Raw genomic sequence first — 22,809 nt, 5'->3', positions numbered from 1 at the left:
ATATATCAACACCGATAACTTTCCGGCGCGGCCACATTGACGTCACATCCCCCCTGTCAGAGGAACCGCTCGCGCCCCAGCAAGGAGATCAGCATCGCTATAGAGTCGGCATTGCTCAGGATCACCCGGCGTCGGACAACAGGGTCGATCAGAAAGGACCAGCGGGCGCTGGCCAGACTCGACTGGCCGGTCAAGGTGAGAATCTTCGTGAAGAGGTCGCCGTCACCGGGAGTGAAATCCCGCCAGTTACCATTGCCTCCGGTAACAAACAACTCGGTAGACGGGGTTCTGTGCGACAACGTGAGTGTGCGCATGTTCTGCAGGGCCTGCTTGTACCAGGCCCTCTGCGGCTGGCTGTCATCGAGCAGATACGCAGGGGGGGCACAGGCATCGAGATAGGCGATGTCATCGGTACCGTTGTACAAGTGCGACAGCTCATGCAACAGCGCCATGACCCGGAAATGATCGTTGGCATTGAAAGCCCGACTGTCGGGCAACGGGCTTTTGAGATTGTAGATCGGTGGCGAGAAAAACATGTCACAAAGAAATACACGTTGCTGCGGATCATTCTGAAACACGAAAGCTGCCAGTCCCTCATGGCCAGGCTTGACTGCACCGACCACGAAACGATTGGAGTCCAAGACTGATAATGAAGGGGCCGACAGGCCATTGAACAGCTCGATGACACGCTGCCTGACAGCGTCGATCAATTCCGGCTCGATTGTCTGTACACCGAAAAAATCCCTCAGTATGACTTTCACCGGCTCGGCCAACCCTTGGGCGAACGGTACCCGCAGGTTGAACAATACCGTCTGCAGATACCTCTGCCCCTGATGGACCGCGATACTGATCCCCCGGGCCTGCTCGCGGGAATAAGCACGAATGTCCGTCATCCCCTGCGCAAAGACATCCATGTAACTCTGGATCTCCAGTTGCAGGTTACGCTCCCGACGGGCGAACATCGGGGGACCGCCGCCAAACAGCCCAAGATCCAGTTTCAGTTCCCAGCGCTGGTTCTGGCTCAGTTTCACCTTCGGTCCGTTCTTGCCATTGCCCTGGATACGCCAGTCTCCTCCCTGCTCGAGGACCTGATAGACCTTACCGTCCACGGGAGCGTATCTGGCCTGAGTGACCGGGTCCCGATACAGGTTGTACAGGCTATCGTATTGCAGACTCGCCAGTTCGACGTCATGCTTTTCGAACTCTCTCAGTCGCTCCGCCAGCTCTGGGGTCAGGGACGAACCGGCCCAGGAAAACACCGACACGCGGTTGATTGGCCGGCCACGCGACACCTCATGCTCCTCCTGGGTCCGAGAGGTCACCAGCATGGCCAGAGCCGCCGAAAACTCCGACAAGGCCCGTCCCCAACGCTGCTCGGACACCGAACTGGCCGACGCGCGCAACAACGACTGGCTCTGCCACAGCGCAATCAGAAAACCCAGCTTGCCAGGCGCAAATACCAGAATCTGCTCGGCACTCAATGTCATCAGATGCAGGAACGACGCCCAGTCGGCCTGGGCAGTCGTCACTGACTGCTGGCGGCTGAGCATCTTCATCAGTTGCAGACTGCTCTCGAACAGATGACGCAAGGCGTTGCCCTCTATGATCCGGGTACCCAGACTGACCTCGCCAGGCTGGCCGAACGGCACGTCCACGATGTCTTCGGTACTCCAGGGGATGTGCGCCTCGATCAGCCCATTGTTGGCGTAACGCTGACGCAACAGCGGATCGACCCGGTCAAGCACCAGTTGCTGCAAGGGGCCTTCAAGACGCATGTTCTCCAGCACATCGCGCAGGTTGCGAAATTCCTTGAAGCTGAACGACTCGCTGAACAGGCTATGCAGCACCACCGGCCCTTGAGCCGGATCCTGCGGGCCTATCAGGAACAGGCCTTCAACAGGGTCAGCGGCCATATCCCTGCGCGGCACCAGGGCCAGAGGGCGCAGCACGATGTTCTTGCCGTGCGTGGGAGCCCGGGCCTTGCCATCGGGCATGGTCACCACACATTCGATGAAATCGTAGGCCTCCTGGCTGATTTCACCTTGTAACTTCATTTCCAGTGCCGGGGCCAACAAACGTGCCGGGGCCTGAAGCATGAAACGCTCACGCCGCTTCATGTAATCGGTTCGTCGAGAGTCGAAACGTTCGATCAACAGGTTCTGGTAGCGCAGACCCACATCCAGGGTGCGCACCAGTTCAGCCAGGTACCGGGCTGTCAGACCTGCTGGCATCGGGGTATCGGGTGATGCGTTCAGTAGCAGGCTGCCACCCTGAGTCGTGGAAAAATGATTGAGCGAATAGGCCACCAGGTTCTCGCTGCGCTCCAACACGGCTGCCGGTATGGACAATGGCACCTCACCAGGAGGTACCGGGGCAATGATGTTCTGGCGCATGGTCACGATAATCTGCTTTGGGTCCAGCACATGACCGGGAAAATCCCGCTGCAGCGCCTCCAGCAGTTGCTGATTGGCAAATGACTGTAACGTTGGAATATCGCTCAGGAAGTCCTGGGCGGGATCGCTGTAATGAAAGTACTCGGCCAGCACATCGGCATAGCGCTCCAGATCCGCCAGCGAGGCGTTGCCAAGCCAGTCCGGCAGTGAGCTCGAAAACAACTGGTTCTGGATGCGAATCGCCAGCGCATCGATCCAGAAATAAAGTCTCTCGTCTCTTATGGCCAGATCCACGTAACGACTGAACGGTATCGCCGCCAGACGACTTTCTTTGCCATGACGCAAGGCGCTGGAGAGCTCCTGCTCCTGACAATGTTGTTCATCCTGTTGCATCCGACGAATAAAGTTTCCGTCTACACACACCAGCGACAGAGTCAGCGTCTGAGAGGCCGCCAGCGCCTGATCCAGCCATTGCCGGTCTTCGCTGGCGAACAGCAGCAGCCATCTGCCGCGCCAGGCCGTATCCTGCAACCGTTGCGACAACATATCCTGAAGACTCGCTCTGGAGCGGAGCTCCTGCAGTCCGCTGAACATCGACCAGAACAACAGGGCACTTTCCGGGTGCTGCGGCTGCTGAATAACCCAGGCCGTATTGAGTCCAAGCGGCAAACGCCTGCCTCCGATCTCGATCCACAGGGCATACGCCTGGGCCACATTGCAGCGCCCCCTGCTCAGGGGGAAGTCCAGCACCTGCTGCAATTGATCGAGCAACGGTGCCGCGATGACGTTCAGGCGACGTGCGACAGACAGCTCCAGACGCAACAGGTTGTCACGCATGCCATGCATGACCCGGTCTAACTGCCATTGGCGCTTGGGGGTGCGGTTGGGACGGTTGTAAAATGCGTCGACACTGCCTGCGCAGAGGGCCTCCAGATCGGCACCGCCGCGCTTCACGACATAGTCGAGCAACGGAATGGTCAGCGATGCGCCTTCGACGCCATGTACTTCCCGTGGCAGATTCAAATGACTATCAGGCGCAATCGGAGTGGTCGATTGGCCGCTCACCCGCTCCAGTAACAGATCGGCCAGACTCTGGATCTGAATGCCTGGTACCTGTGTCTGCACATCGGTGCCGACACCGGCAGCCCCCCCCTGACGGGACCAGCTGAGCAGGACTTTCGCCCCCTCATGAGGCCTTGGATAACCAAGCGCCGCCAGATAAGGACTGATGGCCTGACAGGCCAGTCTTTCAAGTGAGGGGCGCTGATCCTTGAGCTCGCTCAGCACCGCGTCGGCCAGTCTCACCTGCTCCATCCATACACCGGCATAAGTTGTCGGCGGTGTCCGCATGCCAATTCCGTAGGATGGAGGCCAGTTGGCCATGAAATTCGTCGGTTGCGCCAGCCAGCGCCCCTTGGTTCCAATGTAAGGCAGACGGGCATCGAAAAAGGCGCGAATATCCAGCGCATCATCGAACATGGCCAGCAACTCGCCCACTTCTTCGCAGCAGCGCTGCAGAGCGACGTTGATGTTGCGCTGCTGCAGCCCGATGATCGCGTCAAGGCAATCCAGAAACAACGGTTTGTCCAGTGGGTATGCACGCAGTTGCCAGCTCTGCGCAGCCTCCACGACAAGCAGGTCATCAAGGGACAGATACTCATGAAGCTCGCTGCGTCCCTCCGGGCTGTCGATCAGACGGGTCAGGGCATTCCAGTCGCTCAGGTAACGGAGCCCCCGCCGCGGCGAGTACAGAACGTAGGCTCCCAGTTCCAGTTGAATCAGATACAGGCTGACCAGCTTGAACGTCCCCTGCCCACCGATCATCAGAGACAGACGGTTGATGGGGACCGGCGACAGTTCGTACAGGGCCGCTCCGGCAATCCTGATCAAAGCGGGCGCTGCGGCAGCCAGAACCTGTTCCTGCATCAAGACCTGATGGCTGAAAGTATCGGACAGCACCTGAGCCACGCGCTCGCGTCGGCTCACGCCTTGACGGTCACGTGCAGTCCAGTGGTTATCCAGCAATTGCTCCAGATCACCCGTCAAGTCTACAGGACGTAAATTGAAGTCATTGAGGTCAAGCGAATTCAGCGGCTGACCATTGAGGTCAAGCGAATTCAGCGGCTGACCATTGAGGTCAAGAAATCGAAACCACTGATTCTCTGGCAGGATTTCACCCGTCAGAGCGTCCAGAATGAATCGCTCGAAGTGGGTGACCAGTAAAACCTCATCCCGGACCTCACCGGATGGCTCATGAGATCTTTCGACCAGTTGCACCAGCGGAGCATGAAGATCGGGATGGCCATCGGGCCAGATAGCGATGAGCTTCGAGGCCAGCCGCTGCGGCAGCGCCTGAGGCAACGTTGGCAATTGCTGCAGGTCATTGGCCAACCAACGCAGGTTCTGGGCCTGGTGATCGACGATCCGCCACATGCAGGCCTCGAACGGCGATTCTTCCAGGACCTGAAACTCATAGGCAGGCTCCAGATCGGCACGCACGGCGAACAGTTTTTTGGCGTACGCCGCGAGCTGTGAGTGATCGGTAAAACGCTTGAAACCTTGAGCCAAAGTGTCTAGGTACAGCGTTTCAGTCTCACCATGGCGACGCACGATCAGCAGAGCCGAGGCAAGCCCGAGAGGCACGGGTGAACCATCCTCCAGGATTAGACGATAAAGTGTGTGCTGCGTCTGGCTTGCCGAAGGCGTTTGTTCGGCAGTGAACAGACGCTGCAGGTCTTGCATTTCATCGGCAACGATAAGCCCCTTGGCGTAGGCGTCCTGCAGATGCTGTGTGAAGCGCCGGTGAAGCGCTTCGCTTTGAAAATACGGAGTGGTGGGCACGACAAGATTCCTTTTGCACAAAACGCCACCGGGCACACAGGGCAACGGCGGCAGAAAAAGTGAAAAAGGAGCCTAAAGAAAGATTGCCGGGCAACTGCTGTACATATGGCAATCGACAATCAGAGACTGGCGCAGGTAATGACCCGAATCCCGTCAGGGTATCTACCTCATGGTTCAGGAAAGATCAGATACCAGAAAATCGCTGTTTCACGGGTTTTCGGATCTATGGCGCGATAGCGCATCTGATCGAAACCACTCACCACATACCCACAGCGCTCATACAGCCTGCAGGCCGCAAGGTTGTTGTTCTGGGTTTCGAGCATGATCCCCGGCAGATTGCGCTGGCGGCTCCAGAACTGCGCCACCTCCAGCAATGACCGGGCAACCCCGCAGCGACGGGCCGATTCATCCACCGCCAGTTCATCGATATGGGCAAAACCATTCCAGTGGGTGCTGAGCACGATATGCCCGACCGCCTGTTCGCCCAGCCAGGCGACCAGTATCGTACTGTCGGCGGCATCGCGGTAATCACAGAACTCCTGTGAGTCGATGCCGTAGTTCTTGAGATAGGGCTCTACGGAATCGACCACCCAGGATTCGACACTCTGCCCCACGACCACCCGGGCATAGCCACGGACCGTGAAGGTGAATTCGCTGTTGAGGATGTAATCCTCGAAGCATTCGTCTGCAACCCGAATGCTCAGAGAAGGGTTTGCTACCGTCATTTCACCGCTGCCCTGTTCAGACGATGTGAACACTACTCCGCTCGGTCATGCTGCGTTTTCACACAGTCTGTATGGGTGCAAACCTTTGCCCGGTCAGGACGAAGCCTGAGCCTTGGCCTCTTCCAACTGAACCCATAACGGCGGCGCACCTGCTGCCTTGGCGATAATGGCCATGCGTGCCTCGTGCTCTGCCAGCTCACTTTCAGTCGCCCGGATGATGCGCGACGGCTGACGGCCGGACAGGCGGCGAATCTCGCTGCCGCGATTGGCACTCCCACCGCTGGAACCGTTGTCATCGCTCGCGTTGCCAGCCAGAGACAGGCTGGTCTGCCCGCCGGTCATGGCCAGATAGACATCCGCCAGGATCTCGGAGTCGAGCAACGCGCCGTGCAGTTCACGACCCGAGTTGTCTACGCCATAGCGTTTGCACAAGGCATCGAGGCTGTTGCGCTGGCCGGGATGACGCTCACGGGCCATCAACAGCGTATCGAGCACCGAGCAATGCTGGGTGATGTCGGTCTTGTCGTGGGCACCCATCAACGCGAATTCGTTGTTGATGAAACCAACGTCGAACGCCGCGTTATGGATGATCAGCCGCGCGCCCTTGATGAAATCGAAGAACTCCTCGGCGACTTCATTGAAACGCGGCTTGCCCACCAGAAATTCGTTGGTGATGCCGTGAACGCCAATCGCACCTTCATCGCTCTCGCGATCAGGTTGCAGATAAACGTGAAAATGCCGCCCGGTCAGGCGGCGGCCGATCAACTCGACGCAACCGATCTCGATGATGCGGTGGCCGTCGGTGACGGGCATACCGGTAGTTTCGGTATCGAGTACTACGGACCTGTTATCTGTGTTTTGCACTGCCATTGACTGTTGCCTCGTCTACAGGCCGCGATATTAGCATGCTGCAAAGCCCGATGAGCCGTTCAGCTCATCGGGCAAGCGGTCAGCCCTGCTTGATGCCGCGCACCTCATCCACGCCACGGTTGGCCAACTGGTCGGCGCGCTCGTTGCCGGGGTGGCCGATATGGCCGCGCACCCATTGCCACTTCACGGTATGGCGGCTGACCTGCTCGTCCAGCAGTTGCCAGAGGTCGGCATTCTTGACCGGCTCCTTGGCAGCGGTCTTCCAGCCGCGCTTCTTCCAGTTGGTCATCCACTCGGTAATGCCTTTCATGACGTATTGCGAGTCCGTCACCAGGGTCACTTCGCAAGGACGCTTGAGCTCTTCCAGGCCGCGAATGGCACCTGTCAGCTCCATGCGGTTGTTGGTGGTATTGGCTTCACCGCCCCACAATTCCTTTTCGACGCCCTTGTAGACAAGCAATGCACCCCAGCCGCCAGGGCCGGGGTTGCCCTTGCAGGCGCCATCAGTGAAGAGTTCAACGCTTTCGCTCATTACAACCGTTCCAGAATCAAAGGGATTATTCGGCAGGACGGCAGGCCTGGCGCTCAAGGCTCCAGCGTGTTGCGATTGACCTTGGCCATCGGCAGCGGAATCAGCTTGCCCATCGGCTCGCGACGAACCTGACGCAACGGACGCAGGCCCACCACCAGTTTGCGCGCCACCAATAGATAGAAGCCGCCGCCGGGGCTTTGCCGACCTTCGCCCAGGCTTTCCAGACCGCCAAGGCGTGCCTGCCATGCTGCCGAAGAAAGAGGCGGACGATAGCATCCGAAGCGCCGCTTCTCCAGCGCGAACCCCAGCAGGTTCAGCCAGTCGGCGACACGTGACGGCGAAATACAGCGCGCCTTGCGCAAACCATCACGGGCGAAGACATGCCGCAAACCCCAGGTGCTCCATGGATTGATACCGATAATCAACAGATGCCCGCCCGGCCTGACGCTGCTGGCGGCCTCGCGTAGCAGGCCATGGGGCGAAAGGCAGAAATCCAGGCCGTGCTGCAGGACCACCACGTCAGCGGCATGCTCGCTCAAGGGCCAGGCCTCTTCTTCGCAAACGATCTCGACGCCCGGCAAGGGAGCCCCGAGCCGGACATTGCGCTGCACCTGCTTCGCTACGGGCGGGTTTTCGGCAGATGGCCCGTAATGCACCAGATAACCACCGAAATAGCGCCCCAACTCATCTTCGAGCACCCGGCGCTCCTCTTCGAGCAGCAGTTGCCCCAACGGCCCGGACAGCCAGGTGCGTGCGGCCTGCATCAGGGCCAGCCATTCAGGATCGGCCTGGGCGAACGCTTCATCGGTCATGTGGGGTCTCCTTGGGTTCGCTTGCAACCGCATCAAAGACTAAGATGCACCATTGTTTCCTGATGTGCGAACTGCGCCATGATACAGATTCACGCTCTGCACGCTTTCAACGATAACTACATCTGGTTGTTACAAGACCTTTCCACTCAGCGCTGCGCAGTGGTCGATCCGGGTGACGCACAGCCGGTCCTCGACTGGCTGGAGCACAATCCTGGCTGGCAACTGACCGACATCCTGATCACTCACCATCACAACGACCATGTCGGTGGTGTCGTGCGTCTCAAGCAGGCCACAGGTTCCCGCGTGCTCGGCCCGGCCACGGAGAACATTCCGGCCCGTGATGTCGCGCTGACCGACAATGACCGGGTATCGGTTCTGGGCCAGGACTTCGTGGTCCATGCCGTACCGGGCCATACCCTGGGCCATATCGCCTTCTATCACCATGACACCACCACTCCCGTGCTGTTCAGTGGCGACACCCTGTTCGCCGCAGGCTGCGGTCGTCTGTTCGAAGGGACGCCTCAGCAGATGCATGAATCCCTGAGCCGACTGGCGGCATTGCCCGACAGCACACTGATCTACTGCGCCCACGAGTACACCCTGAGCAATCTGCGTTTCGCCCAGGCCGTTGAACCGGACAATCGGGACATTGCCGAACGTCTGGCGCAAGTCAGCCAGTGGCGCAGCGAAAATCGCATCAGTCTGCCTTCCAATCTAGCTCTGGAACGACGCACCAACCCCTTCCTGAGGGTCGGGGAAACATCTGTTAAAGAAAAAGCGGACGAACGGAGCGGCCACGAAAACCGCTCGCCGAGCGAGGTTTTTGCTAGCTTGAGGGCATGGAAAGATACGTTCTAAAGCCCGAGTGATCGGCACAAAAATTCTGAAAGGTTGACCGCTGGGGGGACGCTTTCTAGAATCGCCCGACATTTTCGCCTGGAAGTCCCCCCCAGCCAATGTCGTCACTCACACACAAACACCTTAATCCGGACGCATTGACTCGGCTCGCGCAGGCTGTGGCTGTAGCCGCGAGCGCCCTGCTGGCAGGCTGTCAGACCACCAGTCACGTCGAGCCCAGCAGCACTTACCGCACGTCCAACCTCGCTACCCATATCAAGCAAAAACCCATCTTCATCACCCAGACGCCAAACCCTTCGGCCCCACCCCAGGATATCTGGGACCGGATGCGCCAGGGCTTCCAGCTGCAACAGAACAACGACCAGAACCCGCGCATCGACCAGCAGCGTCTGTGGTTCGCCAACAACCCCTCGTTTCTGGAAGGCGCAGGCGAGCGTGGCAGCCTCTACATGCATTACATCGTCGAACGCCTTGAAGAACGCAACATGCCCCTCGAACTAGCCCTGCTGCCAGTGATCGAAAGCGCCTACAACCCGATGGCCATTTCCCGCAGCCAGGCTGTCGGCCTGTGGCAGTTCATCCCGTCCACCGGGCGTTACTTCAATCTGCGCCAGACCAGTTTCTATGACGGTCGACGCGATATCCAGGCGTCCACCGTGGCGGCGATGGATTACCTGACCAAACTGCATGACATGTTCAACGGCGACTGGCTGCTGGCACTGGCCGCCTACAATGCCGGCGAAGGCACGGTCAGCCGCGCCATCGAGCGCAACGAGAAGCTCGGCCTGCCTACGGACTACTGGAACCTGCCGCTGCCCCAGGAAACACGTGACTACGTGCCCAAGTTGCTGGCCTTGTCCCAGGTGGTTCTGTCGCCGGATGCCTATGGCGTCAACCTGAACCCGATTGCCAACGAACCCTATTTTGAAGTCGTCGAGCTCAACAAGCGTGTCGACCTGTCCAAGGTCGCGAGCCTGGCCAATATCGACGAAGACGAGCTCATCCAGCTCAACCCGGCCTTCAAGAAGCGCCTGACCATCGACGGCCCTCAGCATTTGCTGGTGCCGACCTCCAAGGCACAACTGTTGACGGCAAGCCTGTCGGCCATGAAGCCCGAAGAGCTGACCGCATGGCAACCCTACCGCGTGCGCCGTGGCGATACGCTGGAAAGCCTTGCCGGTCGTTATCAGGTGACGGTCAGCTCGATCAAGAGCAACAACAGACTGGAAGGCAACAGGCTGAAGGCAGGTCAATCCCTGAACATTCCGGTCCAGCCCGGTACGAAGTCTTCGCAGCCTGTGTTCGAAGAGCTGGCCAGCAACGACAAGCCGGCCACCGGCCGCAGCTACAAGGTCAGGAGTGGCGACAACCTGTCGAGCATCGCTCAGGCACACAAGGTTGATGTCGTAGAGCTGCAACGCTGGAACAAGCTTTCCGGCAACAAGCTCCAGATCGGCCAGACGCTGGTCGTACAGGGCGGCAAGGCCAATAACACGGCAACCGCCAGCGCCGAGCCCGGCGACAAGAAATCCATGCAGTACAAGATCCAGAAAGGCGACTCGATGTATCTGGTCGCCAAGCGCTTCAATGTCGACATGAAGCATCTCAAGCGCTGGAACCCGCGTACCGGTCAGGCCCTCAAACCCGGCCAGACCCTGACTGTCTACCTGCCTCATTGATGACGTCGGCCACCTGCCCTGGAGCAACCTCGGGGCAAGTGGTCGTTCAGACCATTCCACCTGCATTGCCTGCGGTCTTTTTCCAGCCGGGACAAGCTGTTACTGTTAGCGACCCGAAAGCCCAAGCCGTCTGGATCGTGATACGTCCCTTCCTGCTGTTTATCTGTCTGGTCTTGAGCTTCTGTGCCAACGCAGCCATCAGCGAAAGCAATGGCTATGCGCAATTTGGCGTTCTCAAGTACCCGGCCAGCTTCACTCATTTCGACTGGGTCAATCCCGAGGCGCCGAAGGGTGGCACCTTGCGAATGATGGCCTTCGGCACGTTCGATACCCTCAACCCTTACACCTTCAAAGGCACCAGCCCGGTTTCCACCGGTAACTTCCTGCAATATGGCGTCAACGAGCTGAACGAGCCCTTGATGGTCGGCACCGGCCAATACGACCCGTCCGGCGATGAGCCGACTTCGAGCTATGGGCTGATCGCCCAGTCGGTGGAGTTCAGCGAGGACCGTAGCTGGGTGGTGTTCAACCTTCGTCCTCAGGCGCGCTTCCATGATGGCAAGCCGATTACCGCCTATGACGTGGCCTTCTCCTACCGCACGTTGCTCAAGGACGGTCATCCGCAATACCGCACGGCCTTGCAGGAAGTGCAACGGGTCGACATTCTCAACCGCCATCGCATCCGCTTTGTTTTCAAGCGCTCCGGCAATCCGCTGCTGATCCTGCGCCTGGGTGAGCTGGCGGTACTGCCGCAGCATTACTGGAAAGACCGCGACTTCAAGGCCACGACGTTCGAACCGCCCCTGGGCAGCGGCCCCTACCGCATCACCCGCGTGCAGCCCGGACGCCAACTGGTATTCGAGCGGGTGAAGGACTACTGGGGCAAGGACTTGCCGGTCAATCGCGGCAAATACAATTTCGACCGGGTAGAAGTGGAGTTCTACCGCGACAGCGATGTGGCGTTTGAAGCCTTCAAGGCCGGTGAATTCGACATTTATATCGAACATCAGGCCAAGAACTGGGCCAATGGCTACAACTTCCCGGCGGTCGCCAATGGGCAGGTGATCAAGGCGCAGATCCCTCACAGGATTCCGACTCAGACTCAGGGACTGTTCATGAACACCCGGCGCGGCACCTTTGCCGATATCAGGGTTCGTGAAGCATTGGGGCTGATGTTCAATTTCGAGTGGACCAACCGGGCACTGTTCAGTGATGCCTACTCACGTTCCACCAGCTATTACCCCAACAGCGAGTTTTCTGCGACAGGCCAGCCCACCGGTCGCGAACTGGAACTGCTGGAGCCTTACCGGGACCAGTTGCCAGCCAGCCTGTTCACCGGGCCTTTCAGCCCCTCGAAGACCGATGCTCGGGGCATCCCGCGGGAAACCCTGCGCCAGGCACTGGGCCTGCTGACCCAGGCAGGCTGGAAGCTTTCCGAGCAAGGCCTGCTCAATGCGGACAAACAGCCGCTGCGCTTTGAAATCCTGCTGGTGAACCCCAACCTCGAACGCATTCTGCAGCCTTATATAGAAGATCTGCGCCGCATCGGTATCGAAGCCAGCCTGAGGACCGTGGACCGCGCCCAATACAAGCAGCGGCTGGATCACTTCGACTTCGACATGATCCTCATGACCCTGCAACAGACACTCAGCCCTGGCCTTGAGCAGTGGCAGTATTTCCACTCCAGCCAGGCCTCGGTCAATGGCAGCAAGAACTACGCAGGTGTCGCCAACCCAGTGGTCGACGGCCTGCTCAACAAGTTGCTGGCCGCACAGACTCATGATGAACAAGTCGCAACGGCACGCGCACTTGATCGTGTGTTGCTCTCCCAGCATTACAGCATCCCGAACTGGTACCTGAACAATCATCGCCTGGCCTATCGCAATCGATTCGCCATGGTCACCACCCCGCCCTATACCCTGGGGCTGCGTGCGTGGTGGCTCAAGACTCCGGAGAAGACCCGATGACCCTACTGCGCTCCCTGTTCATACAGGCATTCCTGGCCGGTATCGTCTGCACCGCCCAGGCTGCTCCCCAGCACGCCGTGACGCTGTATGACGAAGCCCCGAAATATCCGGCCAACTTCAAGCATTTCGATTACGTGAACCCCGACGCACCCAAGGGCGGGACGTTCCGTCAGGCAGGCTTCGGCAGTTTCGACAGCCTCAACCCGTTCATCAACAAGGGCGTGGCCGCTGACGATGTCAGCCTGATCTACGACACCCTCACCAGCCGCAGCCTGGATGAACCCTTCACCGAGTACGGGCTGGTTGCCGGCAAGATCGAAAAGTCGCCGGACAATGACTGGGTGCGCTTCTACCTGCGCCCTGAAGCACGCTTCCATGACGGGCATCCGATACGTGCCGAAGATGTGGTGTTCAGCTTTGAAACCCTGATGAAACATGGCTCGCCCATGTACCGCGGCTACTACGCCGATGTGGATCAGGTGATTGCCGAAGACCCTTTGCGCGTGCTGTTCAAGTTCAAGCACAAGAACAACCGCGAAATGCCGTTGATCATTGGCCAGTTGCCGGTGCTGCCCAAGCATTTCTGGGCCACTCGCGACTTCAGCAAGAGCAATCTGGACGTCCCGCTGGGCAGCGGCCCCTACAAGGTGGCCGAGGTCAAGGCCGGACGCTCGGTGCGCTACGAGCGGGTCAAGGACTACTGGGCCAAGGATCTGGCGATCAACAAAGGGCTCTATAACTTCGACTTCCTGACCACCGATTACTACCGTGACAACACCGTCGCGCTGGAAGCAGGCAAGGCCGGGCAGTTCGATTACTGGCTGGAAACCAGCGCCAAGAACTGGGCCACGGCTTACAACACCCCAGCCGTGCGCGATGGCCGCCTGATCAAGGAAGAGCTGCCCAACGGCAACCCGACCGGCATGCAAGGTTTCGTCTTCAATCTGCGCAAACCAGTGTTCCAGGACATACGGGTGCGCGAGGCCCTGACCCTGCTGCTGGATTTCGAGTGGACCAACAAGCAACTGTTCAACGGCTCCTACAGCCGGACCAAAAGCTATTTCGACAATTCCGAGATGGGCTCCCGCGGCCTGCCATCGCCACAGGAACTGGCCATTCTGGAGCCATTGCGCGGCAAGATTCCTGACCGGGTCTTCAGTGAAGAATACAAACTGCCAGTCAACGACGGCAGCGGCATGATCCGTCCACAACTGCGCCGGGCCTTCCATCTGTTGCAGGAAGCAGGCTGGAAAATCGTCAATGACAAGATGGTGGATACCCAGGGCAACCCGGTCAAACTGGAGTTCCTGCTGGCCCAGACCGAGTTCGAGCGGGTCCTGCTGCCCTACAAGCGCAACCTGAATGACCTGGGGATCGAACTGAGCATTCGCCGTGTGGACGTCTCGGAGTACATCAATCGCCTGCGCTCGCGGGACTACGAGATGATTGTCAGCAGCTATCCGCAATCCAGCTCACCGGGCAACGAACAGCGGATCTACTTCCATTCCTCCAGCGCCGACAACCCTGGCAGCCGCAACTTCATGGGCCTCAAGGACCCGGCAGTCGACACGCTGGTAGATGGCCTGATCAATGCCGACTCGCGCCAGAACCTGATCGCCCATACACAGGCCATGGATCGCGTGCTGCTCTGGGGTTTCTATGTGGTGCCCAACTGGCACATCAAGACCTGGCGCGTGGCCTACTGGGACCATATCGCCCACCCCAAGGCAAAGGCACTGTCGGATATCGGCGTGATGACCTGGTGGGTGAAACCGGACGCAAAACCGGCAGTCCCCGAGCAACCTGCTAACGGGCAGGCTGAACCTGCGAGTACGGAGCAATAACATGCTGGCTTATATTCTCCGGCGCCTGCTGCTGATTATCCCGACCCTGTTCGGCATTCTGATCATCAACTTCATCATCATCCAGGCCGCTCCCGGTGGACCTGTGGAGCAGATGATCGCCAAGATCGAAGGCTTCGACGGTGCCACCAGTCGCATCGCCGGTGGCGGTTCGGAAGTCTCGGTGGCCGGCTCCAACTATCGCGGCGCACAGGGCCTGGACCCGGCGCTGGTCAAGGAAATCGAGCGCATGTACGGCTTCGACAAGTCGGCACCGGAGCGCTTGTGGATCATGATCAAGAACTACGCGACGCTGGATTTCGGTGACAGCTTCTTTCGCGATGCGAAGGTGATCGACCTGATTGTCGAGAAGATGCCGGTGTCCATATCCCTCGGGCTGTGGAGCACCCTGATCATGTATCTGGTGTCGATCCCGCTGGGCATCGCCAAGGCCACGCGCCATGGCAGCCATTTCGATGTCTGGACCAGCTCGGCCATCATCGTCGGCTATGCCATTCCTGCCTTTCTGTTCGCGATCCTGCTGATCGTGCTGTTTGCCGGCGGCAGTTACTTCAACTGGTTCCCGTTGCGCGGCCTGACGTCCAACGGCTTCGACGAGATGAGCACCCTGGGCAAGATCGGCGACTACTTCTGGCACCTGGTGCTGCCGGTGACAGCGCTGGTGATCGGTAACTTCGCCACCATGACCCTGCTGACCAAGAACAGCTTCCTGGACGAAATCAGCAAGCAGTACGTCGTGACCGCAAAGGCCAAGGGCCTGAGCAATAACCGCGTGCTGTACGGCCATGTGTTCCGCAACGCCATGTTGCTGGTGATCGCCGGTTTCCCGTCCGCCTTCATGGGCATCTTCTTTACCGGATCGTTGCTGGTGGAAGTGATCTTCTCTCTCGACGGCCTGGGCCTGATGAGCTTCGAGGCAGCCATAAACCGCGACTACCCGGTGGTCTTCGGCACCCTGTTCATCTTTACCCTGCTGGGGCTTCTGGTGAAACTGATCGGCGACCTCACTTACACCCTCGTGGATCCGCGCATCGACTTTGAAAGCAGGAAGCATTGATATGAAGCTGTCTCCTCTCAATCGCCGCCGCTTCGAGCGTTTCAAGGCCAACAAGCGCGGCTGGTGGTCGCTGTGGCTGTTTCTGATCCTGTTCGGCCTGAGCATGGGCGCCGAACTGATCGCCAACGACAAGCCGCTGGCCGTGCGCTATGACGGCGAATGGTTCTTCCCTGTAGTCAAGCGCTACCCGGAAACCACCTTTGGTGGTGAATTCCCGCTGGAAGCCAACTACAAAAGCCCGTACATCAAGGAATTGCTGGCGCAGAAGAACGGCTGGACCCTGTGGGCGCCCATTCCGTTCAGCTATCAGAGCATCAACTATGACCTGAAAGTCCCGGCCCCCGCGCCGCCCTCACGGGAAAACCTGCTGGGCACCGACGATCAGGGACGCGATGTTCTGGCCAGGGTCATCTACGGTTTCCGCATCTCGGTGCTGTTCGCCCTGATCCTGACAGTGCTCAGCTCCGTCATCGGGGTGATTGCCGGGGCATTGCAGGGTTTCTATGGCGGCTGGGTGGACCTCCTGGGCCAGCGCTTCCTGGAAGTCTGGTCAGGCCTGCCGGTGCTGTACCTGCTGATTATTCTGGCCAGCTTCGTGCAACCCAATTTCTGGTGGCTGCTGGGCATCATGCTGCTGTTTTCCTGGATGAGTCTGGTGGACGTGGTACGCGCCGAGTTCCTGCGCGGCCGCAATCTGGAATACGTGCGCGCCGCCCGGGCGCTGGGTATGGAGAACGGCGCAATCATGTTCCGCCACATCCTGCCCAATGCCATGGTGTCGACCATGACCTTCATGCCGTTCATTCTGACCGGTGCCATCGGCACCCTGACGGCGCTTGACTTCCTGGGCTTCGGCCTGCCCGCTGGCTCGCCTTCCCTGGGCGAACTGGTTGCGCAGGGCAAATCCAATCTGCAGGCTCCCTGGCTCGGGATCAGCGCCTTTGCCGTACTGGCACTGATGCTGAGCCTGCTGGTGTTCATCGGCGAATCCGCCCGCGATGCTTTCGACCCAAGGAAATGAAATGAACAATGACAATCTGATCGAAATCCGCGATCTGGCGGTCGAGTTCGTGACAGGCGAGTCGCGCCAGCGCGTGGTCGAAAACATCAGCTTCGATATCCGCCGCGGCGAAACCCTGGCTCTGGTCGGCGAAAGCGGCTCCGGCAAGTCGGTCACTGCGCACTCGATCCTTCGCCTGCTGCCCTACCCCATTGCCACCCATCCTGCCGGCACCATCCGCTATGCGGGCGATGACCTGTTGAAGATGGACGAGAAAAAACTGCGCTCCATTCGTGGCAATCGCATTGCCATGATTTTCCAGGAGCCCATGACCTCGCTCAATCCGCTGCATTCGGTGGAAAAGCAGATCAACGAAGTGCTCGGCCTGCACAAAGGGCTCACCGGCAAGGCCGCCACGGCGCGCACGCTGGAACTGCTGGAAATGGTCGGCATCCCCGAACCGCACAAGCGCCTCAAGGCCCTGCCCCACGAGTTGTCGGGCGGCCAGCGCCAGCGCGTCATGATCGCCATGGCCCTGGCAAACGAACCCGAGCTGCTGATTGCCGACGAACCCACCACTGCGCTGGACGTCACGGTACAGCTGAAAATCCTTGAATTGCTCAAGCAATTACAGGCTCGTCTGGGTATGGCATTGCTGTTGATCAGCCACGATTTGAACGTTGTGAGGCAAATAGCCAACCGCGTATGTGTCATGCAGCGCGGTTGCATCGTCGAACAAGCATTGTGCGAAGAACTGTTCCGTTCACCACAGCATCCGTACACCCAGGTGTTGCTCAGTGCAGAGCCCAGCGGCGGTCCTTCGACCAACCCGGCTGGCGCTCCACTGCTTGAAGTCGAGGACCTGAAAGTCTGGTTCCCGATCAAGAAAGGCCTGCTCAAGCGAACCGTCGATCACGTCAAGGCGGTGGATGGTATTCGCTTCAGCCTGCCTCAAGGCCAGACACTGGGGATTGTCGGTGAAAGTGGATCGGGCAAATCGACGCTGGGCCTGGCAATACTCAGGCTCATCGGCAGCGAGGGCGCCATACGGTTCCAGGGCAAACCGCTCAATGGCCTGTCGCAACAGCAGATTCGTCCGCTGCGCAGACAGATCCAGGTGGTGTTCCAGGACCCGTTCGGCAGTCTGAGCCCGCGCATGTCAGTGAGCGATATCGTGGGCGAAGGCCTGCGCATTCATGGCATGGGGACGGAGGCCGAGCAGGAAACGGCTATTATCGAGGCACTCAGGGAAGTAGGTCTGGACCCGGAAACCCGGCACCGCTACCCCCACGAGTTCTCGGGTGGGCAAAGGCAGCGAATCGCCATAGCCCGTGCATTGGTGTTAAAACCGGCGCTGATTCTGCTGGACGAGCCGACCTCGGCCCTCGACCGGACAGTGCAGCGCCAGGTAGTCGAGTTACTGCGCTCGCTGCAAACCAAGTACAACCTGACGTATTTGTTCATCAGCCATGACCTGGCTGTCGTCAAAGCGCTGAGCCACCAGTTGATGGTGGTCAAGCAAGGCAAAGTGGTCGAACAGGGTGTGGCGCAGGATATCTTCGCCGCACCGCAACATCCTTATACACAGCAGCTACTGGAAGCCGCCTTTCTGGCGCCGGTAGCTGTCGATTAACCTGAAGAGGAACAACACATGGGTTTTCTCGCCGGTAAGCGCGTCCTGATCGTCGGTGTCGCAAGCAAACTGTCCATCGCATCCGGCATCGCTGCCGCCATGCATCGTGAAGGCGCCGAGCTTGCGTTCACCTACCAGAACGACAAACTCAAGGGCCGTGTCGAAGAGTTCGCAGCAGGCTGGGGCTCGGGCCCTGAGCTGTGCTTCCCTTGCGACGTAGCCAGCGACGAAGAGATCAACAAGGTCTTTGAAGAGCTGAGCAAGAAGTGGGACGGCCTGGACGTCATCGTTCACTCCGTAGGCTTCGCTCCGGGCGACCAGCTCGATGGCGACTTCACTGAAGCCACCACCCGTGATGGCTTCCGCATCGCTCACGACATCAGCGCCTACAGCTTCGTTGCCCTGGCCAAGGCCGGTCGCGAACTGATGAAAGGCCGCAATGGCAGCCTGCTGACCCTGTCGTACCTGGGCGCAGAGCGCACCATGCCTAACTACAACGTGATGGGCATGGCCAAGGCCAGCCTGGAAGCCGGTGTTCGTTACCTGGCAGGCAGCCTCGGCCCGGAAGGCACTCGCGTCAACGCCGTATCGGCTGGCCCGATCCGTACTCTGGCAGCTTCCGGCATCAAGAACTTCCGCAAGATGCTGGCAGCCAACGAAGCGCAGACCCCGCTGCGCCGCAACGTCACCATCGAAGAAGTCGGCAACGCCGGCGCCTTCCTGTGCTCGGACCTGGCGTCCGGCATCAGCGGTGAAATCATGTACGTCGACGGCGGTTTCAACACCACCGCGATGGGCAACATCGAAGAGTGATCTTCGATAGGGGCCGGCGTCTGACGTCGGCCCTGAAAACAGAAAATCCGGACGCCCGCCAGGGATCCGGATTTTCTGTTTCTGCCCCCACGCCTATTTAGGCTTGGGTATGCCGAACTGCTCCAGAGTCGGGTTGACGGTACGGCTGAAGGCCTTGCGCTCTTTACGCTCCTTCACCGCATTGACGATCTCCGAAATGCCCATACCGATGCTGATGGCACCGCTGACCACCCAACCCACCGGTCCTGCGGCCGCACCGATTGCCGAAGCCGCCGCTGCACCTGCGGCCTGACCGGCAACCGCACCGACAATGCGCCCGCCAACAGCCGCGGCTACACGCCCACCGATCCCTACCGCTGCGTTTGCACCGGCCCTGCGCACCCCCACCTTGTCCCCAAAGTCGATCACGTCGTGAATAGTGCTGGCAGCCTGCTTCAGATCATCCTTGGCCTGATTCGTATCCTTGCCAGTGCCACCAGGGGTAAATGCGGTGCTCATTCCGGTGGCACCCGCCGCTGCTTTTTTGGTCGTGGTTTCATTCACCACCTGAGCCAGTGCCGGGTCGCTGTTGATGATCAGCTCTGCCTGCCGATCGGTATTCTTGCCTAGAAAGTCCTGCACGGAAGGATCGTTCTGCAACTGAGTGATCTTTTCATCCAGAGCGGTTTCGGTGGCCGAGGTATTGCGGATGGAGCGCCCTGCAACGACCTGCTCGGAAATCTGCTGCAACTCCACCAGCACGGCCGCCTTCTGTTCGCCGCTGTAGGCCTGCGGGTTGCTAAAGACATCGCCATTCAACTGGCTGATATCCACCTTGGAAACCGCACCGACAGTCGCCGCATCCGTGAGGACTCTGGAGAAGTCGTCTTCATTGGCAGGCGCCTTGTGCTTGATCCAGGTGCTGATATCCCGTTTGATCATCACGCCGTCAGGAGCACGCATCGCCAGCTTTTTGCCGCGCATGTTGCCCTGGTCCATCATCTCGAACATGCCCGGCTGCGCCCAGGTCGCGGCAGAGTCCTGCAGCACACTGGAAAGCCCCGGGTTATTCGAGCTCACCGACTCAAGCCCCGCGATGGTGGTACGCCCGTTGACCTTGGTCTGCCCTTCTACACCCTGAGCGTTGGACGGATCACCGGCTTCAGTTATGGGCTCATGAGCCAGCAGCACGGCAGCAGAACGCACCAGTTGTACCGATTGCGCATCGGCATCCGGATTGTCCTTGCGAAAGTCATTGAGGCTGTCTGTGCCCTTGTCGACCTGCTTCTCCATGTTTTTGGCGAAGGTCTTGGCGTCCTTCCTGGTAATCTTGCCGTCCGCCTTGCCGCCCTGGGCTGTGTCCATGGCAGTTTTCAAGGTCGGGTTCTCATCCAGAAAGGCCCATGCCTTGTCCGCATCCGGGTCATTGGCGGCAATCATTCTGGCGGCGGCAATCGGGCGATTCAGCTCCTTGGCGGCCTGTTCACGCTTGGAGGCCGGCATATCACCCAGCAAACCGTCCCATTTGGCCAGCTCTTCGGGCGAGCTGTATTTCGACTCATCGAGGTACTGATGATTTTCCCGCACAGGAGGCTGGGCCTTGCCTGATAGCTGGCTGCTCAAGGCGCGCAGCAGACGCTGAAGAATCGAGTCTTCGGCAGCCTGAGGGGATTGCGATGCAGTCCTTGTCGTCGTGCCAGCCTGACCATACTCGACACTGCCAAGGCCACCGGCAGCTTTGTGGAATTCGCCCGAGGTCAGGGTAAAGGGGACTTCAGTAAGGTTTTCCGGAACCGGAAAGCTCCCAAAACCACTTGGGCCACGACCGGTACTTGAAATGGGATCGCTCATGCGGGTTATCTCCCTCGGACACGAAACAAGGATCTACATGCTCGACTGAGTGGCCAGCGCGCAGAAACGGTTCCATGGCGGCAAAAAAGAATATGACCGTTCGTCCATTCCCGTCGTGAGCTGGCCTGCGTTTGGTCGGTGATACAGAGGGGCAGCTATTACTTGTGCAGTTATGAGTGTAAATTGCGACGCGATTTCTCCGATCACGCCACGTGCGGCGCTGAGCGAGAGCGGCTGTTCATAGCTGTGCCCTCACCCTTATCAATCGCTCACGCCGGATGCTTATATGCCCGAATTGTCACCAGACGAAGTTGTTCGTGCCGCCCTGCAAATTTCGCATACCAGGTTACGCAGACAGCATGAGCTGGTCGTCGGGTTTGGTGTGAAGTCGCTACAAATGACAGATCTCGATGACTTCCTGACACAGGCCTGCATGACCGCCGCGTCGGGAATGAATACGCAGTTCGCAAAGGTGCTCCTGCCGGTTCCTGACGAACCGCTGTTTCTCCTTTCACATGGCGTCGGCTGGAAGTCCTCGGATATCGGAACGGCGACAGTCGGGGCTGATGAAGCCAGTCCGGCGGGGTATGCCTTTACAACCAACCGGCCAGTGATCTCGAATCATCTGGGCCAGGAGATGAGATTTCGCACCCCTACCCTGCTCAGGGACTATGGGATCGAACGGGCCATCAACGTACCCGTGCGAGGTACAGCGGCGACTTACGCAATACTTGAAGTCGACAGCCGTGACGGCGACGACTTCATCGAAAGCGATATCGTGTTTCTGGAAGGGCTGGCCAATATCATCTCTCTGGCGATTGAACGGCTCACGGTCAAGCTGGAAGCTGACAGCCCTCACGCTTATTCGCAAAGCGTCCTCAATGCCAGTCCCGATTGCGTGAAAATCATTTCCCGCCAGGGCCTTGTCGAGTTTTTCAACGAGGCCGGGTTATGCCGAATGCAGCTCGACAGCCTGGACATGGTCACGGGTCAGCCCTGGGCAGCGCTATGGCCTGAAAGCTCCAGACACTTGATCCACGATGCCGTCTTTCGAGTCGTCGCGGGAGAATCGGTCCGATTCGAGTCGTTCTGCCCAACGGCCAAGGGCGAGCCAAAGTGGTGGGATGTAACCGCAGCCCCCATTTTCGACAGGCAAGGGCAGGTCGACAAGATCATTGCCGTGTCTCGGGATATCACCGAGCGTCATGATCAGGAGGTCAAACTCGCAGCCCTGGTTGATGCGCAAAATACAAAGCTCACTGAAAGCGGCCTGCACATGGAGGAGATCCATCATCGGGTCAAGAACAGCCTGCATCTGGTCAATACCCTGTTGCTGCTACAAGCCAACCTCGCTGTCGAAGATGCGGTCAGGATTCAACTGCAAACGGCAGCCAATCGGGTTCTGACCATTGCGAGCGTACACGAGCGGCTTTATCAGGATACCGACACCAGCAATGTCAGCGCTCCTCAGTATCTGGGCGCATTGCTTGCTGATATCGGTAACGTCTTCGGTGAGCGCGAAATCGAACTTGAGGCAGACTCTTTCTTGCTGCCTTCGGAAAGGATGGCCCCATTGGGATTGGTGGTTTCGGAGCTCGTCACCAACGCGCTGAAGTACGGCAGAGGCACGATCACTGTCAAAGTGACGAGCGACGGAAAAGACGCGGCGATTGTAGTGACAGACGAGGGAGAAGGCTTTCCGAAATCCTACCCGAAACCCAGCGGGACCGGGCTGGGCATGCGGCTGGTCAAAAGCTATTCGGGTTACGGTGACCAAGCCATTACCGTGAACCCTTCCACCGAGTTCAGCAGCATACGCGTGCGCTTCAAGCTCTAGCCACTGATGCTGAGCTTCTGAACAGAAAATCGCGAACCCCGGAAAGCAGAACGCATCGGGGCAGTGCCAGGGGGGCGGGGTGGGCGCGACACCAAAAGGG

The 22,809-nt window shown here is 59.0% G+C and carries 15 protein-coding genes; 9 read left to right on the top strand and 6 right to left on the bottom strand.

The window, feature by feature from the left end; all coding sequences use genetic code 11:
• Positions 1-56: 56 nt before the first annotated feature.
• The 5 genes from K5D32_RS06960 to K5D32_RS06940 form a co-directional block, all read right to left on the bottom strand.
• Positions 57-5,234, bottom strand: a complete 5,178-nt coding sequence (locus tag K5D32_RS06960; protein ID WP_221599564.1) for a M35 family metallopeptidase — start codon at positions 5,232-5,234, stop codon at positions 57-59.
• 167 nt (positions 5,235-5,401) lie between these two features.
• Positions 5,402-5,959 (bottom strand): GNAT family N-acetyltransferase, encoded by a 558-nt coding sequence (locus K5D32_RS06955; RefSeq protein WP_221599597.1) that lies wholly within the window; start codon positions 5,957-5,959, stop codon positions 5,402-5,404.
• 93 nt (positions 5,960-6,052) lie between these two features.
• Complete coding sequence (dnaQ, locus tag K5D32_RS06950; protein WP_221599563.1) at positions 6,053-6,829, bottom strand: DNA polymerase III subunit epsilon; 777 nt, start codon at positions 6,827-6,829, stop codon at positions 6,053-6,055.
• 79 nt (positions 6,830-6,908) lie between these two features.
• The gene (gene rnhA, locus K5D32_RS06945; RefSeq protein WP_221576442.1) at positions 6,909-7,361 is read right to left on the bottom strand and encodes a ribonuclease HI; all 453 of its coding nucleotides are present in this window, start codon (positions 7,359-7,361) and stop codon (positions 6,909-6,911) included.
• Between the two features lie 53 nt (positions 7,362-7,414).
• A complete protein-coding gene (locus tag K5D32_RS06940; protein WP_221599562.1) occupies positions 7,415-8,173 on the bottom strand; it encodes a class I SAM-dependent methyltransferase in 759 nt (252 codons plus the stop codon).
• A gap of 78 nt (positions 8,174-8,251) precedes the next feature.
• On the opposite strand from K5D32_RS06940, the gene gloB reads away from it, so the two are divergent.
• The 8 genes from gloB to fabI all read left to right on the top strand — a co-directional run bounded on the left by gloB (position 8,252) and on the right by fabI (position 19,042).
• The gene (gloB, locus tag K5D32_RS06935) at positions 8,252-9,031 is read left to right on the top strand and encodes a hydroxyacylglutathione hydrolase (RefSeq protein ID WP_221599561.1); all 780 of its coding nucleotides are present in this window, start codon (positions 8,252-8,254) and stop codon (positions 9,029-9,031) included.
• A 98-nt stretch (positions 9,032-9,129) separates the two neighbouring features.
• Positions 9,130-10,710 carry a LysM peptidoglycan-binding domain-containing protein gene (locus tag K5D32_RS06930; RefSeq protein WP_221576439.1) on the top strand — a complete coding sequence of 527 codons (1,581 nt, stop codon included), beginning with the start codon at positions 9,130-9,132 and terminating at the stop codon, positions 10,708-10,710.
• A gap of 137 nt (positions 10,711-10,847) precedes the next feature.
• A complete protein-coding gene (locus K5D32_RS06925; protein ID WP_221576550.1) occupies positions 10,848-12,677 on the top strand; it encodes an extracellular solute-binding protein in 1,830 nt (609 codons plus the stop codon).
• Positions 12,674-14,521: an extracellular solute-binding protein gene (locus tag K5D32_RS06920; protein WP_221599560.1), complete on the top strand. Its 1,848-nt coding sequence runs from the start codon at positions 12,674-12,676 to the stop codon at positions 14,519-14,521. The genes K5D32_RS06925 and K5D32_RS06920 overlap by 4 nt, the downstream gene beginning before the upstream one ends.
• A 1-nt stretch (position 14,522) precedes the next feature.
• The gene (locus K5D32_RS06915; RefSeq protein WP_025259232.1) at positions 14,523-15,596 is read left to right on the top strand and encodes a microcin C ABC transporter permease YejB; all 1,074 of its coding nucleotides are present in this window, start codon (positions 14,523-14,525) and stop codon (positions 15,594-15,596) included.
• Position 15,597: 1 nt separating this feature from the next.
• Complete coding sequence (locus K5D32_RS06910; RefSeq protein WP_095068168.1) at positions 15,598-16,617, top strand: ABC transporter permease; 1,020 nt, start codon at positions 15,598-15,600, stop codon at positions 16,615-16,617.
• Position 16,618: 1 nt separating this feature from the next.
• Entirely contained in the window at positions 16,619-18,229 is a 1,611-nt protein-coding gene (locus K5D32_RS06905; RefSeq protein ID WP_221593489.1) for an ABC transporter ATP-binding protein, read from the top strand.
• Between the two features lie 18 nt (positions 18,230-18,247).
• Positions 18,248-19,042 (top strand): enoyl-ACP reductase FabI, encoded by a 795-nt coding sequence (gene fabI / locus K5D32_RS06900; RefSeq protein WP_201019791.1) that lies wholly within the window; start codon positions 18,248-18,250, stop codon positions 19,040-19,042.
• A 93-nt stretch (positions 19,043-19,135) separates the two neighbouring features.
• On the opposite strand, the gene K5D32_RS06895 is transcribed toward fabI, so the two are convergent.
• The gene (locus tag K5D32_RS06895) at positions 19,136-20,872 is read right to left on the bottom strand and encodes a type III effector HrpK domain-containing protein (RefSeq protein ID WP_221599559.1); all 1,737 of its coding nucleotides are present in this window, start codon (positions 20,870-20,872) and stop codon (positions 19,136-19,138) included.
• A 286-nt stretch (positions 20,873-21,158) separates the two neighbouring features.
• On the opposite strand from K5D32_RS06895, the gene K5D32_RS06890 reads away from it, so the two are divergent.
• On the top strand, positions 21,159-22,709 hold the full coding sequence (locus K5D32_RS06890; protein WP_221576434.1) for a sensor histidine kinase: 1,551 nt from the start codon (positions 21,159-21,161) through the stop codon (positions 22,707-22,709).
• The last annotated feature ends 100 nt before the right edge of the window (positions 22,710-22,809 follow it).

This window comes from Pseudomonas cichorii, from assembly GCF_019719005.1.
GTDB classification, from domain to species: domain Bacteria; phylum Pseudomonadota; class Gammaproteobacteria; order Pseudomonadales; family Pseudomonadaceae; genus Aquipseudomonas; species Aquipseudomonas cichorii_E.
The sequence above is the reverse complement of the archived record's forward strand: the minus strand, read 5'-3'. Positions and strand labels throughout refer to the sequence as shown.